The 15,177-nt window shown below is 64.2% G+C and carries 16 protein-coding genes; 7 read left to right on the forward strand and 9 right to left on the reverse strand.

All coding sequences use genetic code 11. The annotated features are described in order from the left end of the window. Window positions 1-150: 150 nt before the first annotated feature. The 6 genes from AC1ECK_RS19880 to ubiA all read left to right on the forward strand — a co-directional run bounded on the left by AC1ECK_RS19880 (window position 151) and on the right by ubiA (window position 4,909). Window positions 151-1,110 carry a LysR substrate-binding domain-containing protein gene (locus AC1ECK_RS19880; RefSeq protein WP_480321876.1) on the forward strand — a complete coding sequence of 320 codons (960 nt, stop codon included), beginning with the start codon at window positions 151-153 and terminating at the stop codon, window positions 1,108-1,110. Between the two features lie 227 nt (window positions 1,111-1,337). Next, a complete protein-coding gene (locus AC1ECK_RS19885) occupies window positions 1,338-1,475 on the forward strand; it encodes a hypothetical protein (protein WP_480321878.1) in 138 nt (45 codons plus the stop codon). Window positions 1,476-1,513: 38 nt separating this feature from the next. Then, window positions 1,514-2,965: a catalase gene (locus AC1ECK_RS19890; protein WP_480321880.1), complete on the forward strand. Its 1,452-nt coding sequence runs from the start codon at window positions 1,514-1,516 to the stop codon at window positions 2,963-2,965. Between the two features lie 144 nt (window positions 2,966-3,109). Next, the gene (locus tag AC1ECK_RS19895; RefSeq protein WP_480321881.1) at window positions 3,110-3,268 is read left to right on the forward strand and encodes a hypothetical protein; all 159 of its coding nucleotides are present in this window, start codon (window positions 3,110-3,112) and stop codon (window positions 3,266-3,268) included. A 164-nt stretch (window positions 3,269-3,432) separates the two neighbouring features. Further along, complete coding sequence (locus tag AC1ECK_RS19900) at window positions 3,433-3,921, forward strand: Dps family protein (RefSeq protein WP_480321883.1); 489 nt, start codon at window positions 3,433-3,435, stop codon at window positions 3,919-3,921. A 124-nt stretch (window positions 3,922-4,045) separates the two neighbouring features. Then, window positions 4,046-4,909: a 4-hydroxybenzoate octaprenyltransferase gene (ubiA, locus tag AC1ECK_RS19905; protein ID WP_480321885.1), complete on the forward strand. Its 864-nt coding sequence runs from the start codon at window positions 4,046-4,048 to the stop codon at window positions 4,907-4,909. A 143-nt stretch (window positions 4,910-5,052) separates the two neighbouring features. Here the strand turns inward: ubiA and proC are convergent, their stop codons facing one another. From proC to AC1ECK_RS19935, 6 genes are all read right to left on the reverse strand, one after another. Beyond that, window positions 5,053-5,868, reverse strand: a complete 816-nt coding sequence (gene proC, locus AC1ECK_RS19910) for a pyrroline-5-carboxylate reductase (protein ID WP_480321887.1) — start codon at window positions 5,866-5,868, stop codon at window positions 5,053-5,055. A 16-nt stretch (window positions 5,869-5,884) separates the two neighbouring features. Then, window positions 5,885-6,583, reverse strand: a complete 699-nt coding sequence (locus AC1ECK_RS19915) for a YggS family pyridoxal phosphate-dependent enzyme (RefSeq protein ID WP_480321889.1) — start codon at window positions 6,581-6,583, stop codon at window positions 5,885-5,887. Between the two features lie 71 nt (window positions 6,584-6,654). After that, a complete protein-coding gene (gene glcF, locus AC1ECK_RS19920) occupies window positions 6,655-7,881 on the reverse strand; it encodes a glycolate oxidase subunit GlcF (protein ID WP_480321891.1) in 1,227 nt (408 codons plus the stop codon). Window positions 7,882-7,888: 7 nt separating this feature from the next. Beyond that, on the reverse strand, window positions 7,889-8,977 hold the full coding sequence (gene glcE / locus AC1ECK_RS19925) for a glycolate oxidase subunit GlcE (protein WP_480321893.1): 1,089 nt from the start codon (window positions 8,975-8,977) through the stop codon (window positions 7,889-7,891). Between the two features lie 171 nt (window positions 8,978-9,148). Beyond that, window positions 9,149-10,642: an FAD-linked oxidase C-terminal domain-containing protein gene (locus tag AC1ECK_RS19930; protein WP_480321895.1), complete on the reverse strand. Its 1,494-nt coding sequence runs from the start codon at window positions 10,640-10,642 to the stop codon at window positions 9,149-9,151. A gap of 78 nt (window positions 10,643-10,720) precedes the next feature. Continuing rightward, a complete protein-coding gene (locus tag AC1ECK_RS19935; protein WP_480321897.1) occupies window positions 10,721-12,136 on the reverse strand; it encodes an FAD-linked oxidase C-terminal domain-containing protein in 1,416 nt (471 codons plus the stop codon). Between the two features lie 186 nt (window positions 12,137-12,322). Between AC1ECK_RS19935 and AC1ECK_RS19940 the strand changes: the two genes are divergently transcribed. Then, window positions 12,323-12,877 (forward strand): cob(I)yrinic acid a,c-diamide adenosyltransferase, encoded by a 555-nt coding sequence (locus tag AC1ECK_RS19940; RefSeq protein WP_480321899.1) that lies wholly within the window; start codon window positions 12,323-12,325, stop codon window positions 12,875-12,877. A gap of 71 nt (window positions 12,878-12,948) precedes the next feature. Here AC1ECK_RS19940 and AC1ECK_RS19945 read toward each other — a convergent pair whose 3' ends face one another. The 3 genes from AC1ECK_RS19945 to aroG form a co-directional block, all read right to left on the reverse strand. Then, window positions 12,949-13,281: a helix-turn-helix domain-containing protein gene (locus AC1ECK_RS19945; protein ID WP_480321901.1), complete on the reverse strand. Its 333-nt coding sequence runs from the start codon at window positions 13,279-13,281 to the stop codon at window positions 12,949-12,951. A gap of 2 nt (window positions 13,282-13,283) precedes the next feature. After that, a complete protein-coding gene (locus tag AC1ECK_RS19950; RefSeq protein WP_480321903.1) occupies window positions 13,284-13,622 on the reverse strand; it encodes a type II toxin-antitoxin system RelE/ParE family toxin in 339 nt (112 codons plus the stop codon). Window positions 13,623-13,869: 247 nt separating this feature from the next. Beyond that, window positions 13,870-14,943, reverse strand: coding sequence for a 3-deoxy-7-phosphoheptulonate synthase AroG (gene aroG / locus AC1ECK_RS19955; protein WP_480321905.1), 1,074 nt, complete (start codon window positions 14,941-14,943; stop codon window positions 13,870-13,872). Between the last annotated feature and the right edge of the window lie 234 nt (window positions 14,944-15,177).

The following is a 15,177-nucleotide window of genomic DNA, read 5'->3' on the forward strand; positions in this document are numbered from 1 at the left end:
GTCATTGCGGGCGTCGCGCCAAGGTTTGCAGCAATGCCGCGTTACGACTGTAACGTTTCCGGGCATTCCCTGTGCGGGGGGAGGTTGGCGAATTGGCCCCATAGGTGTATAACTGAAACCTATCGAATTCATCGCACTGATTGGTCCCCAATGACGCTCACTGAATTGAAATACATCGTCGCGGTTGCCCGCGAGCGGCACTTTGGCCGTGCGGCGGAGGCGTGTTTCGTCAGCCAGCCGACGCTGTCGGTGGCGATCAAGAAGCTCGAAGACGAACTGAACGTGCAGATTTTCGAGCGCGGCACGAGCGAAGTGAGCGTGACGCCGATTGGCGAGCAGATCGTCACCCAGGCGCAACGCGTCCTCGAGCAAACGCTCGCCATCAAGGAAATCGCCAAGCAGGGCAAGGACCCGCTGGTCGGTCCGCTGCGCCTCGGCGTGATCTATACGATCGGACCGTACCTGCTGCCTACGCTGGTCAAGCAGATGATCAAGCGAGTTCCGCAGATGCCGCTGATGCTGCAAGAGAATTACACGCTCAAGCTGATCGAACTGCTCAAGCAGGGCGAGATCGACGTGGCGATCATGGCGCTGCCGTTCCCGGAAACCGGGCTGATGCTGCGCCCGCTCTACGACGAACCGTTCGTCGTCGCGCTGCCGTCCGGCCATGCCTGGGAACACCGCTCGAAGATCGACCCGGACGATCTCAAGCAGGAAACCATGCTGCTGCTCGGTAGCGGCCATTGCTTCCGCGATCACGTGCTGGGCGTGTGCCCCGAACTGATGCGTTTCTCGCAGAATGCGGACGGCATCCAGAAGACCTTCGAAGGTTCTTCGCTCGAGACCATTCGCCATATGGTGGCGAGCGGCGTCGGCATTACGGTGCTGCCGCGCATGTCGGTGCAGGAAGTGAAGCCGCAGGCGGGCGGCATCGATTCGGGGCTGCTCAGCTATGTGGCCTTCGACGAACCGGTGCCGGATCGCCGCGTTGTGCTGGCGTGGCGCAAGAGTTTCACCCGCATGCCGGCCATCGACGCGATTTGCGATGCCATCAACGCCTGCGATCTGCCGGGCGTGAGCAAGCTCGATCTGCCGGTGGCGGTGAACTGAGGTTTGCAAGGCCAAGGTAGCCCCATATACCGAAAGCCTCACAGAAGTAGCGTCACGCAGTACAAGACAAGGCCGCCCGCACTCCATGTGCGCCGGCCTTGTCCGCATGAAGGGCCGATAGCGCCGGCCTCTATCGAATAGATAAAATTAATCAAACACGAAAATTCGATAGCATTGATATAGTTTCCTCCATGGATCGCCCGATCCAATAGAACACGGAGGAAATCATGAGCCAGCCTCAAGCGCAGCAGCCCCAGCAGGTTTCTACCCAACGCACCGCACCGGTGTCCCGATTCGCCGCCTCGATCAGCAGCGTGCGCACCGTTGCGGTCGCGTTGCTGGTCGACCGCGCGCTGAGCGCCTGATTTCCGTCCACCAGGAAACCCCTCAACAGGAGTACACGATGTCCGAAAGCAAACTCACCTCGGCAGCCGGCGCGCCCGTCGCCGACAACCAGAATTCGATGACCGCCGGCGTACGCGGCCCGGTGGTGCTGCAAGACGTGTGGCTGCTCGAAAAGCTCGCGCACTTCGATCGTGAAGTGATCCCGGAACGCCGTGTGCATGCGAAAGGCTCGGGCGCGTTCGGCACGCTGAAGGTCACGCACGACATCTCGAAGTACACGAAGGCGAAAGTGTTTGCCGAAGTCGGCAAGGAAACCCCGCTCTTCATGCGCTTTTCGACGGTGGCGGGCGAGCGCGGCGCAGCCGACGCCGAACGCGATGTGCGCGGCTTCTCGATCAAGTTCTACACGGAAGAGGGCAACTGGGACATCGTCGGCAACAACACGCCGGTGTTCTTCATCCGCGATCCGCTCAAGTTCCCGGACTTCATCCACACGCAAAAGCGCGATCCGTACACGAACCTGCGCAGCAATGTGGCCGCCTGGGACTTCTGGTCGCGTCATCCGGAATCGCTGCATCAGGTGACGATCCTGATGAGCGATCGCGGCATTCCGCAGAACTACCGCCAGATGCACGGCTTCGGCTCGCACACGTTCTCGTTCATCAACGCGAACGACGAGCGCTTCTGGGTGAAGTTCCACTTCAAGTCGATGCAGGGCATCGAGAACTACACCGACGCCGAAGCGGCCCAGGTCGTGGCGCAAGACCGGGAAAGCGCGCAGCGCGACCTGATCGACAACATCGATCGCGGCAACTTCCCGAAATGGCGCTTCTGCATTCAGGTGATGCCGGAAGCGGATGCGGCGACCTATCGCTACAACCCGTTCGATATCACCAAGGTGTGGCCGTACAAGGACTATCCGCTGATCGAGGTCGGCACGATCGAGCTGAACCGCAACGCGCAGAACTACTTCGCGGACGTGGAGCAGGCGGCCTTCACGCCGGCCAACGTGGTGCCGGGCATCGGCTTCTCGCCGGACCGTCTGTTGCAGGGGCGTCTGTTCTCGTATGGCGACACGCAGCGCTATCGCCTCGGGATCAACCACCATCAGATCCCGGTGAACGCGTCGCGCGTGCAGCGTCAGCATTCGTTCCACCGCGACGGCGCGATGCGCACGGACGGCAACCTCGGCAGCACGGCGAACTACGAGCCGAACCGTTTCGGCGACTTCGCGCAGGACCGCAACGCGTCCGAGCCGCCGCTCGCCGCGGGCGCTGTGGACCGTTACGACCATCGTGAGGACGAGGACTACTACAGCCAGCCGGCTGCGCTGTTCCGCCTGTTCGATGCGGCGCAACGCGAGCGCTTCTTCGGCAACATCGCACGCCATATCAACGGCGTGCCGCAGGAGATCGTCGAGCGCCAGCTCGCGCATTTCCGCCGCATCGATCCGGCGTACGCAGACGGGGTGATCGCCGCGTTGGCGGCGCTCAACGGGAAGGCGAAGTAAGCCGGTGCATTACCAGGCCGGCTGACGAGGCAGGTGCAGCAGCGGGCTCAAGCGGTTCAAGCAGACCGCTTGAGCCTGAGTCGATAGTCATGGCGGGCGCATGGGTGTCTCGCCTGTTCGAAAACGAACTGAAGGAGAACGATCATGGTCCAGATGTTGAGTAGCGGTGGCGCACGGCTCGCACGTGACGCACAGATTGTTTTTGGCGGCAATGCCGCGCGCAAGGTGATTGGTTTCGCGATCGTCGCGGCCGGCTACGCGCTGATCGCCTCGCACGCGCTGCAGCACTTGCCGGGACGCTGATCCTGACTGCTGAAGCAGTGTTGCGCATGCGCGAGTCGTGACCAGCGGCCGCACAAAGTTTGCATATTTGTACGATAAACTAGCGGCCGTTCTCAGGTTGATGGTTTGCGCATGAGCGAGTCATGCTCTGCCTGCCGGTTCGCACACTCTTCAAAGGAGTCTTCATGGCCAAGAAAGAAGCCGTACAACACATCAATATCGGTATCAGCGACAAGGATCGCAAGAAGATCGCAGACGGCCTCTCGCATCTGCTGGCGGACACGTACACGCTGTACCTGAAGACGCATTACTTCCACTGGAACGTCACGGGTCCGATGTTCAACACGCTGCACCTGATGTTCGAGACGCAGTACAACGAACTGGCGCTGGCGGTCGATTCGATCGCCGAACGTATCCGTGCACTGGGCGTGCATGCGCCGGGCAGCTACAAGGAATTCGCGAAGCTGTCGTCGATTCCGGAAGCGGATGGCGTGCCTGTGGCAGAAGACATGATTCGCCAACTGGTGGAAGGCCAGGAAGCGGTGGTGCGCACCGCACGCGGCATTTTCCCGGCAACCGAAGCCGCCAACGACGAACCGACCGCCGATCTGCTGACGCAACGCATGCAGACGCACGAAAAAACGGCGTGGATGCTGCGTTCGATGCTGGCTTGACGTAACCAAAACCTCCCGCACGGGAGGTTTTGTTTTTTCCGGGCGCACCTTGTGCGCTTGTGCGATTCCCTCCGCGCACATACCTTAAAATGTCGCCACTGCCCGCATTTGACGACACCCGCCCATGTTCGCCCGACTCCCACTGTATTTGCGTCTCGTCCGCATGGACAAGCCGATCGGCAGCCTGCTGCTGCTATGGCCGACGCTCAACGCGCTGTGGATTGCCTCGGACGGGCATCCCTCGCTGTCGCTGCTGGTGATCTTCACGCTCGGCACGGTGCTGATGCGCTCGGCGGGCTGCGCGATCAACGACTACGCCGACCGCGATTTCGACCGCTACGTGAAGCGCACCGAAAACCGGCCGATCACCTCGGGCAAGATCAAGGCGTGGGAGGCGATTGTGCTGGCCGCTGCGCTCGCGCTGGTGTCGTTTCTGCTGATCCTGCCGCTCAATACGCTGACCAAGGAACTGTCGGTGGCGGCGCTGTTCGTCGCGGGTTCGTATCCGTTCACCAAGCGTTTCTTTGCGATTCCGCAGGCGTATCTGGGCATCGCCTTCGGCTTCGGCATTCCGATGGCGTTCGCCGCCGTGCAGGACCATGTGCCGATGCTCGCCTGGCTGATGCTGCTGGCCAACGTGTTCTGGTCGGTGGCGTACGACACCGAATACGCGATGGTCGACCGCGACGACGACATCAAGATCGGCATCCGCACCTCCGCGCTGACGTTCGGCCGCTATGACGTGTTCGCGATCATGCTGTGCTATGCGCTGACGCTCGGCATCTATATCCGCATCGGCCTGACGCTTGGGTTCGGCTGGCCGTACTGGCTCGGCTGGGCAGCCGCTGCGGGCTGCGCGATTTACCACTACACGCTGATCCGCGGCCGCGAGCGCATGGCGTGTTTTGCGGCGTTCCGCCATAACAACTGGCTCGGCGGGGCGCTGTTTGTGGGGATTGCGGCGCACTACGCCGCTGCTTCGTTCTGAGCGCCCCCAGACCTGCCGCTTGCGCGTCAGGCCCTCCGAGGGGGCAATCCCCCAAGGGGACTTCCTTCGGGGCGGGGGACTTCCTACCGGGGCGGGAAACTTGGGGCGGCCCGGCGTTTCCTTGAGAGCTTGGCGGGCGCGCCTTACTGCTGGCCGAATTCGTCGCCCATTTCCTTCGCGCGCGCATCGGCCGCCAGCACACCGCGCACAATCGCGTCCTTGATGCCGCTTGCGTCGAACGAAGCGAGCGCCGCCGCAGTCGTGCCGCCCTTCGAGGTCACGCGTTCGCGCAAGATGCCCGGCGGCTCGTCCGATTGCGCCGCCAGTTGCGCCGCGCCGGTGAAAGTCGCGACGGCGAGTGCGCGGCCTTGTGCTTCATCCATGCCGAGTTGGCGCGCGGCTTCCTGCAGGGCTTCGATAAAGTAGAACACGTAGGCTGGCCCGCTGCCCGAGATGGCGGTGACCGCGTCGATCTTCGCTTCGTCGTCGAACCAGACCGTCTCGCCGACGGCGCCCAGCACTTGCGTCGCCAGCGCCCGGTCGGCTGCATCGACGCTGGCCGTCGCCGTCAGGCCCGCTACGCCCATGCCGATCAGCGCAGGCGTATTCGGCATCACGCGGACAATGCGTTGATGGCCGTCGAGCCAGCGCGCCAGATCGGCGGTGCGAATCCCGGCCACGATGCTGATGACCACTTGTGCCGCACCCAGATGCGGCGCCAGTCCTTGCGCCACGGCTTTGAGAACCTGCGGCTTCACGGCCAGCACGATCGCGTCGAACGGCGCGAGCGCGGCATCTGCCGCGGCACCGGTGCGGATGCCGAATTGCTGCTCGTTGCGCCGGCATGCGTCTTCGTTCGGGTCGATTGCGTACAGGTCGGCCGGCGCGACGCCGTGCTTGATCAGGCCGCCGATGATTGCAGCGGCCATGTTGCCGCCGCCGATAAAGGCAATTTTCATGATGTTCCGGGAGAGTTCAGTGGGAGTAGTCGCGGGCGCCAAAAATCGCCGTGCCGACGCGCGCAATAGTCGAGCCTTCGAGCACCGCCGCTTCGAGGTCGGCCGACATGCCCATCGAAAGCGTATCCAGTGCGAGTCCGCCGGCACACAACTGTTCGAAGAGTTCGCGTAGCTGGCGATGCGGGACGCGTTGAGCGTCGATGGTCTCGGCCGGCTCCGGAATCGACATCAGGCCGCGCAGGCGCAACTGGGGCAGTGCGGCGATCGCCTGTGCGACCTCGGCGGCTTCGGCCGGCGTGACACCGGCCTTGGACGCTTCGCCGCTGACGTTCACCTGCAGGCACACGTTGAGTGGCGGCAAATCCGGCGGACGCTGTTCCGCCAGCCGCTGCGCAATTTTCAGGCGGTCGATCGAATGCACCCAGTCGAAGTTTTCCGCCACCGGGCGAGTCTTGTTCGATTGCAGCGGTCCGATGAAATGCCATTCAAGCGACGCGCGCAGGTCCGCCAGCGCCGCGATTTTCGTCACCGCTTCCTGCACGTAGTTCTCGCCGAACGCGTGCTGACCGGCCGCATGCGCGGCGCGCACAGCCTCGGCGGGAAACGTTTTCGAGACCGCCAGCAGCGTGATGGAGCGCGGGTCGCGGGAAGCGCGCTGCGCGGCAACGGCGATGCGCTGCTGGACCTCGGCGAGGTTGTGGGCGATATCGGGCATGAGGCGACGTCTGAAGAAATCTGCACAGGGGCGATGTACCGGATTATACGGACGGCCGCCCGGCTTGCCCCTCACGCATACAACATGTGCTCGACCAGTTCGATCCAGTGCGCCACCGGCGTCGAGGTGCCGCTTTGCAGGTGGGCGATGCAACCGACGTTGGCCGACACGATCACCTGCGGCTCCTGTGCCTGCAGCTTTTCGAGCTTCTGATCGCGCAATGCATACGACAGCGTCGGCTGCGTCAGCGAATAGGTGCCGGCCGAGCCGCAGCACAGATGGCTGTCGGCCGGCAGGCGCACTTCGATACCGAGCGCCGTGAGGATGTGCTCGACCTTGCCGCGCAACTGCTGGCCGTGCTGCAGGGTGCACGGTGGATGGAACGCCACCGTGTGCACGGCGCGGCGGCGCGTCACCGCGGCAAGCGCTTCCTCGAACTCGGGCAGGATCTCGGCGATATCGCGGGTCAGCGCGACAATGCGCTCCGCTTTCCCGGCGTACACCGGGTCGTTGCGCAGCAGGTGCCCATATTCCTTGACGGTCGCGCCGCAGCCGGAGGCGTTCATCACGATCGCTTCCACGCCTTGCTCGACGTACGGCCACCAGGCGTCGATGTTGGCGCGGATGTCGTCGAGCGCCTCCTCGTTGTAGCCGAGATGCAGGCGGATCGCACCGCAACAACCGGCTTCGGGGGCCACGATCGTCTCGACCCCGAGCGCATCGAGCACGCGCGCGGTGGCGATATTGACGTTCGGCATCATCGACGGCTGCACGCACCCTGCGAGCATCAACATCTTGCGCGCGTGCTTCGCGTCCGGCCATTCGAGCGGTCGCTGGCGCGCCGGCACCTTGTCGCGCAGCTTCTTCGGCAGGAAGGCGCGCACATGCTGGCCGAGGCGCATCGTCGGCGTGAACAGCGCGCTGTTCGGCACAAAGCTCGCCAGCAACCGTCGCAGCAGCCTTTGGCCGAAGGGTCGGGCGACTTTCTCTTCGGTGATCTTGCGGCCGATTTCCACCAGCCGCCCGTACTGCACGCCGGACGGGCAGGTGGTCTCGCAGTTGCGGCAGGTCAGGCAGCGGTCCAGATGCGTCTGCGTGCTGCGCGTCACCTCCGCGCCTTCGACCATCTGCTTGATCAGATAGATGCGCCCGCGCGGTCCGTCGAGCTCGTCGCCGAGCAACTGGTAGGTGGGGCAGGTGGCCGTGCAGAAGCCGCAATGCACGCACTTGCGCAGAATGGCGTCGGCTTCGGCGCCGTCGGCGGTGTCGCGAATGAAGTCGGCGAGGTTGGTTTGCATCGCGCGCTCAGAAGTCGGGGTACAGCCGGCCGCGGTTGAAGATCCGGGCTGGGTCGAACGCGGCCTTCAGGCCGCGGTGGATTTTCATCAGCGGCGTGGGCAGCGGCGTGAACACACCGGCGCTGCGGTCGTAGCCATGCCCGGTGCGGAAAATCGTCGCGTGGCCGCCGGCCTGCTTGGCACTGATGCGCACGGTCTGCGCGTCCGTATCGGTGATCCACCAGCGCTGGCCGCCGCCCCATTCCATCAACTGGGCGCCCGGCAATTGCAGCGGCTCGGTGATCGACGGCAGCGCGAGGCGCCACAGGGCTGTTTTCGGCGCAATGGCGGCGAAGAACGGGTCGGTTTGTTCGCGCAGGCCGGCCCAGAAACGTTCGGCTTCGACCGCGTCGACCACTTCGCCGCCCAACGTGGAGCGCGCCGCTTTGACCGCCGCTTCGGCGCCTGCGAGGCGCAGCACGAGCGTGCCGTGGCGCCAGGCGCTGGCCGTGATCGGCAGCGGCCGGCCGCCCCATTCGTTGAGCTTGCGGACCGCGTCGGTGCCGTTCATGTCGAATTTGAGCGTGGCTTCAGCCTTTGGCAGCGGCAGGACCTTGATCGACAACTCGAGGATCAGCCCGAGCGTACCGAGCGAGCCGGCCAAGAGCCGCGACACGTCGTAGCCGGCCACGTTCTTCACGACCTGGCCGCCGAAGTGCAACACCTGGCCATGGCCGTTCATGAGCACCGCGCCGAGCACGAAGTCGCGCGGGGCGCCGGCGGACGGCCGGCGCGGCCCGGCGATGCCGGCCGCGATGCAGCCGCCGAAGGTGGCGTTGGGCCCGAAATGGGGTGGTTCGAAGGCGAGCATCTGGCCGTGATCGGCGAGCGCCGCCTCGATTTCCAGCAACGGCGTGCCGGCGCGCGCGGTGATGACCAGTTCGGCAGGATCGTAGGCGATGATGCCGCGATGCGCGCGCGTGTCGAGGATGTCTCCCTCCAGCGTCTGCCCGTACCAGTCCTTGGTGCCTCCGCCGCGGATGCGTAGCGGGCGGCTTTCGGCGGTGGCCGAACGGATGCGTTCGGACCATGCGGCGACGATGTCGTCCTCTTCCATGGTGTCCTGCGTCGTTGTGTTTCGCTTGATTGTACCGGGCGGGGACGTACTGACAACCCGGAGCGGACCCCTAGCGGCTGGTCGGGCGGAGGCGGCAGGGAACGGGCTCGGGCGGCCGCGGGCAGACGAGGCGTCCGCCACGCCCGCCCCGCCCGCGCCGCGAAATTGCGCCTAGAAGCGCGGCAGATCCGGATGCGGCAGCAAGCCGCCGCGCACGTGCATCTTGCCGTACTCGGCGCAGCGGGCCCGCGTCGGGATGCCCTTGTCCGGGTTCAGCAGGCCGGGCGGGTCGAAGGCGCGCTTGACCGCATGGAACGCGTCGCGCTCTTCGGGCGAGAACTGCACGCACATCGAATTGATCTTCTCGATGCCCACGCCGTGTTCGCCGGTCACCGTCCCGCCCAGCTCGACGCAGGTTTCGAGGATGTCGCAACCGAACGCCTCGGCCCGGTGCCACTCGTCCAGATCGTTGCCGTTGAAGAGGATCAGCGGGTGCATGTTGCCGTCGCCGGCATGGAAGACGTTGATACAGCGCAACTGATACTTTTTCTCCATGACCTCGATGCGCGCCAGCAGCGGCCCGATACTGCGGCGCGGAACCGTGCCGTCCATGCAGTAGTAGTCCGGCGAGATGCGGCCCGCAGCCGGGAAAGCGTTCTTGCGCCCGGACCAGAAGCGCAGCCGTTCCTGCTCGGAGCGCGAGATCTGGATGCGCGTCGCGCCGTGTTCGCGCAACACCGCCGTCATGCGCACGATTTCGTCGGCCACTTCTTCAGGTGTGCCGTCCGATTCGCACAGGAGGATGGCCGCGGCGTCGAGGTCGTAACCGGCGTTGACGAACTCCTCGACGGCGCGGGTCGCGGGTTTGTCCATCATTTCCAGCCCCGCCGGAATGATGCCCGACGCGATGATGCCGGCGACCGCGTCGCCGCCTTTCACCACATCGTCGAAGCTCGCCATGATGACCTGGGCGGTCTGCGGCTTGGGGATCAGCTTGACGGTGACTTCGGTGACGATGGCGAACATGCCTTCGCTGCCGATCAGCACGGCCAGCAGATCGAGCCCTGGTGCGTCGGGCGCGAGCGAGCCGAATTCGACCACTTCGCCTTCCATCGTAATGGCTCGCACGCGCAGCACGTTGTGCACGGTGAGGCCGTATTTCAGGCAGTGCACGCCGCCGGAATTTTCCGAGACGTTGCCGCCGATCGTGCAGGCAATCTGCGAGGAGGGGTCCGGGGCGTAGTAGAGCCCGTAAGGCGCGGCGGCTTCCGAGATCGCGAGGTTGCGCACGCCCGGTTGAACCGTTGCCGTGCGCGCGTACGAATCCACTTCGACGATCTTTCTGAAGCGCGCCAGCGACACCACCACGCCGTGGCGGATCGGCATGGCGCCACCCGACAGGCCCGTGCCGGCGCCGCGCGGGACGATCGGCACGTCGAGCCGGTGGCAGATCTGCACGATGCGCTGTACCTGCGATTCGGTTTCCGGCAAGGCCACCGCCAGCGGCAGCCGGCGGTAGGCGGCCAGCCCGTCGCACTCATAGGCGACGGTGTCTTCCTCCCGGTACAGCAGGCAGTGGGTCGGCAGCACGGCCATCAGCGCCTGCACGACCTCGCGCTGGCGCTGTGCGAGCACTTCAGCCGACAGCTCGGCGGGTGCATTCATCTTTGCTCTCCTCGTACTCCGTGGCGCCGGGCGCGCGGTCGTGCCGCGCGAGGTATGACAGATGCCAGTGGGCGCGGCCTAGGCCGCCCACGAGAAAATCTTGCCGGGGTTCATCAGATTGCGCGGATCGAGTGCGTGCTTGATCGAACGCATGGTATCGACGGCGACCTCGCCGTGCTCTTCCAGCAAAAAGCCCATCTTGTGCAGGCCGACGCCGTGTTCGCCCGTGCAGGTGCCGTCCATGCGCAGCGCGCGCTGCACGATGCGGTGGTTGAGCCGTTCGGCTTCGGCGAGTTCTTCGGGCCTGGCCGGGTCGATCAGGATCGCGACGTGGAAATTGCCGTCGCCCACATGGCCGACGATCGGGCAGGGCAGCGGGGAAGCCAGCAGATCCTGTTCGGTTTCGACCACGCATTCCGCGAGCCGGGAGATGGGTACGCAGACGTCGGTGGTGACCGCGCGGCAGCCGGGTTTCAGTTGCAGCATGGCGAAGTAGGCGTTGTGCCGCGCGTTCCACAGACGGCTGCGGTCTTCCGGACGGGTGGCCCATTCGAAGCCCTCACCGGCGTTCTGCGCAGCGATCTCCTGCACCGTTTCCGCCTGTTCCTGCACGCCGGCCTGCGTGCCGTGGAATTCGAAGAACAGCGTGGGCGCCTCGCGCAGCGTGAGGTTCGAGTGACGGTTGATCGAGCGAATGGCGAGCGCATCGACAAACTCCACGCGCGCGATCGGCACGCCTATCTGAATGGTCTCGATGACGGCGCGCACCGCATCGCCCATCGACGGAAACGCGCAGATGGCTGCCGAGACCGCCTCCGGTTGGGGATAGAGCCGCAAGGTGATTTCGGTGATGACGCCGAGCGTGCCTTCCGAGCCGACAAACAGGCGCGTCAGGTCGTATCCCGCCGACGACTTGCGGGCCCGGGTGCCGGTCTTGATGACGCGCCCGTCCGCCAGCACCACGGTAAGGCCGAGCACGTTTTCGCGCATCGTGCCGTAGCGCACGGCGTTAGTGCCCGAGGCGCGCGTTGCCGACATGCCGCCGATGCTCGCATCCGCGCCCGGGTCGATCGGAAAGAACAGGCCGGTATCGCGCAGCGCTTCGTTCAGTTGCTTGCGTGAGATGCCCGGCTCGACGGTGACGGTGAGGTCTTCTGCGTTGATCGACAGCACGCGGTTCATCTCCGACAGGTCGATCGAGACGCCGCCTTGGACCGCCAGCAGATGCCCTTCCAGCGAAGAGCCGTTGCCGTAGGGAATAATGGGCACGTCGTGCTGCCCACATAGTCTGATGATGCTTTGCACGTCTTCCGTCGTGCGCGCGAAGACCACGGCGTCGGGCAATTGCGGATCGAACGGCGATTCGTCACGCCCGTGATGAGCACGCACGGCTTCGGCAACCGAGACGCGCTCGCCAAAAGCCGACTTGAGCGAGGTGAGCAGCTCAGCGGGGAAGGGACGGCGCAGAGGGGCTGGCGGCGCGGGATGATTCACACGTGTCTCCTGATGACGGGCATGGCGTCTGTAGCTTGTAATTCATTTTACGCCGATCCCCGGGCTTTACACCGCCAGCCCGGCGCAGCCGCGGGCCGAACCTATACCTATAATGACGGCGACACCGGGATGCGCGTGAGCGGCAGGCAGCGCCGCGTATCCGCCACTGAAAGGACGGCATCTATCATGGGCAACCGCTTGAGCAAGATCGCCACCCGCACCGGCGACGACGGCACCACGGGCCTCGGCGACGGCCGCCGGGTACGCAAGGACGACGCGCGAATTGCGGCGATCGGCGAGGTGGACGAGCTCAACTCGAATCTCGGCGTGCTGCTGTGCGAAAACCTGCCGGAGAACGTGCGCTCGGCCCTTACCGCCATTCAGCACGACCTGTTCGACCTGGGCGGCGAGTTGTGCATTCCGGGCCATACGATGATCACGGACAAGCATCTTGCCCAGCTCGACGGCTGGCTTGCTGACTACAACGCGACGTTACCGCCGCTCAAAGAGTTCATTCTGCCCGGTGGTTCGCGCGCGGCCGCGCTTGCACATGTCTGCCGAACCGTGTGCCGCCGTGCCGAGCGGGCTATCGTGGCGCTGGGCCAGAACGAGGCCATCAACGCCGCGCCTCGTCAGTATGTGAACCGCCTGTCCGATCTGCTGTTTGTGCTGGCGCGGGTGCTGAACTGCGCGGACGGCGGCAGCGATGTGCTCTGGCACCACGAGCGCGGCGCGAAATAAGCTGTGCGACGGAGAAGCTGTGCGGCGGAGGTTGCGCGAGGGTTCTGCCGAACCAGCCGTGCAGCGGCGCGTCAGCCGACCGCCAGCGTAACGGGCTTGCCGATCCGGCTCATCATTTCGACGAGCGTGTCGATGGTGAACTTGGCGGTTTTCTTGTTGACCACGTCCGACACGCGCGGGCGCGACACCATCAGGATCTCGGCGGCTTCAGCCTGCTTCAGATGGTGCTCGTCGATCCAGCTCGACAGTTCGGTCATCAGTTGTTCCTTGAGCAGCCGCGTGTCGTTGATCTGTTTCTGCGACGCGGCGTGCAGCCGGGTCGCTTCCTCGGCAGGGAAACCCAGTTCCTGGAACAGATTTGCACCCGGCTTCGTCACGTGACGGATTTTGGTGTCGATGGTCATGGCTATGTCCTTCTTTCGTTAATCACCGCGCGATAGCGCGCCTCGGCAATGTCCCGGTCATGCCGGCTCGTGACCTGGCTCTGTTTCTGGAAGCAGTGCAGTACATAAACCGCCTCTACAAACTTCGCCACGTACATCACCCGGTAAATACCGTTGGCCTCCTTGATGCGAATTTCGCGCGTACCCGCGCCAACGGCATCAAAGGGTTTCCAGTCGTCCGGATCGAGACCGGCCTGGACTTTACCGAGTTGAAAACCAGCCTGCCGACGTGCCTCGTCTGGAAAGGTCAGTAAGTCGTTAAAGCTGGAACCCATCCAGCGAATTTCTTTATCACGCTGCATGCACGCCCTTCATGTATAAAATTGTATACCAGTCATCCGGGAAGGGCAAGAGGCTCCCTGTCCCACCATGGAGAGTTACGGTACAGGGGCGTGAGACGAACGAACATTCGGCCAATTGGCCAACGGAAAAGGAAACGGCCCAACCGGCGTAAGCCGGCTGGGCCGTGTTTATAGAGGCTGAACGCGGTGCGCGCGGATGATTCGTGCGACCGCGTTGCGAGGGTGCGTTTCCCCGCCTGGTTTGCGCTTAATTCCCGCTGCCGCGCGCAATGCGGCGCTGCTTGACCGCTTCGGCAAGACCTTCCAGCACGGCGACGCTTTCGTCCCAGCCGATGCAGGCATCGGTCACGCTCTGGCCGTAGGTCAGCTCGCAACCTTCCTTCAGGTCCTGGCGGCCGGCGACCAGATGCGATTCGACCATCACGCCAACGATCCGCTCGTCGCCGCCGGCGATCTGGCGGCCGATGTCCGCGCACACCGGAATCTGGTTCTCGTGCTTCTTCGAGCTATTGGCGTGGCTCGCGTCGATCATCAGGCGTGCCGCGAGGCCGGCCTTGCCGATATCGGCGCACGCCGCGTTGACGCTATCCGCGTCGTAGTTCGGCGTCTTGCCGCCGCGCAGGATGATGTGGCAGTCCTCATTGCCGGCCGTCGAGACGATCGCCGAGTGACCGCCCTTCGTCACCGAGAGGAAATGGTGCGGCTGCGAGGCGGCCTTGATGGCGTCGACGGCGATCTTCACATTGCCGTCGGTGCCGTTCTTGAAGCCTACCGGGCACGACAGGCCGGAGGCCAGTTCGCGGTGCACCTGCGATTCGGTGGTGCGTGCGCCGATCGCGCCCCACGAGATCAGGTCGGCGATGTACTGCGGGCTGATCATGTCGAGGTATTCGGTGCCGGCCGGCAGGCCGAGCTCGTTGATGTGCAACAGCAGCTCGCGCGCGGTGCGCAGACCGTCGTTGATCTTGAAGCTGTTGTCCATGTGCGGGTCGTTGATGAGACCCTTCCAGCCCACGGTCGTGCGCGGCTTTTCGAAGTACACCCGCATCACGATTTCGAGTTCGCCGGCGAAGCGCTTGCGCTGTTCGACCAGGCGTCCCGCATATTCGAGCGCTGCCTTGGTATCGTGGATCGAGCACGGCCCGATGATCACGATCAAGCGGTCTTCCATGCCGTGCAGGATGCGGTGCATCGACTGGCGCGAATGGTAGATCAGGTCCGAGACCACTTCTTCACAAGCGAATTCGCGGATCAGGTGGGCCGGCGGTGTGAGTTCTTTCAATTCTCGAATACGGACATCGTCGGTGTTGTGCGGGGGCATGCTTGTTCTCCTGGATATTCGGGGCGAAAAAAAACCGCCAGACTCGCTGGCGGTTTTTCGGGAATTTTGGGTGCCTTACGTGCACTAACACCCCTCTCGATCCGCCAGCGGTCTGAGATGCCAGAAAAAGTAAAAGTAAAACTTGGCGGACATGGCGAAAGTAAGGTCGCTGGTCAAAAAGGGTGACTGACTTTATAACCCGTGCTGTCTCGATTGACAACCAGGGGGTGATAA

The organism is Paraburkholderia sp. SSBN10T (assembly GCF_056619545.1).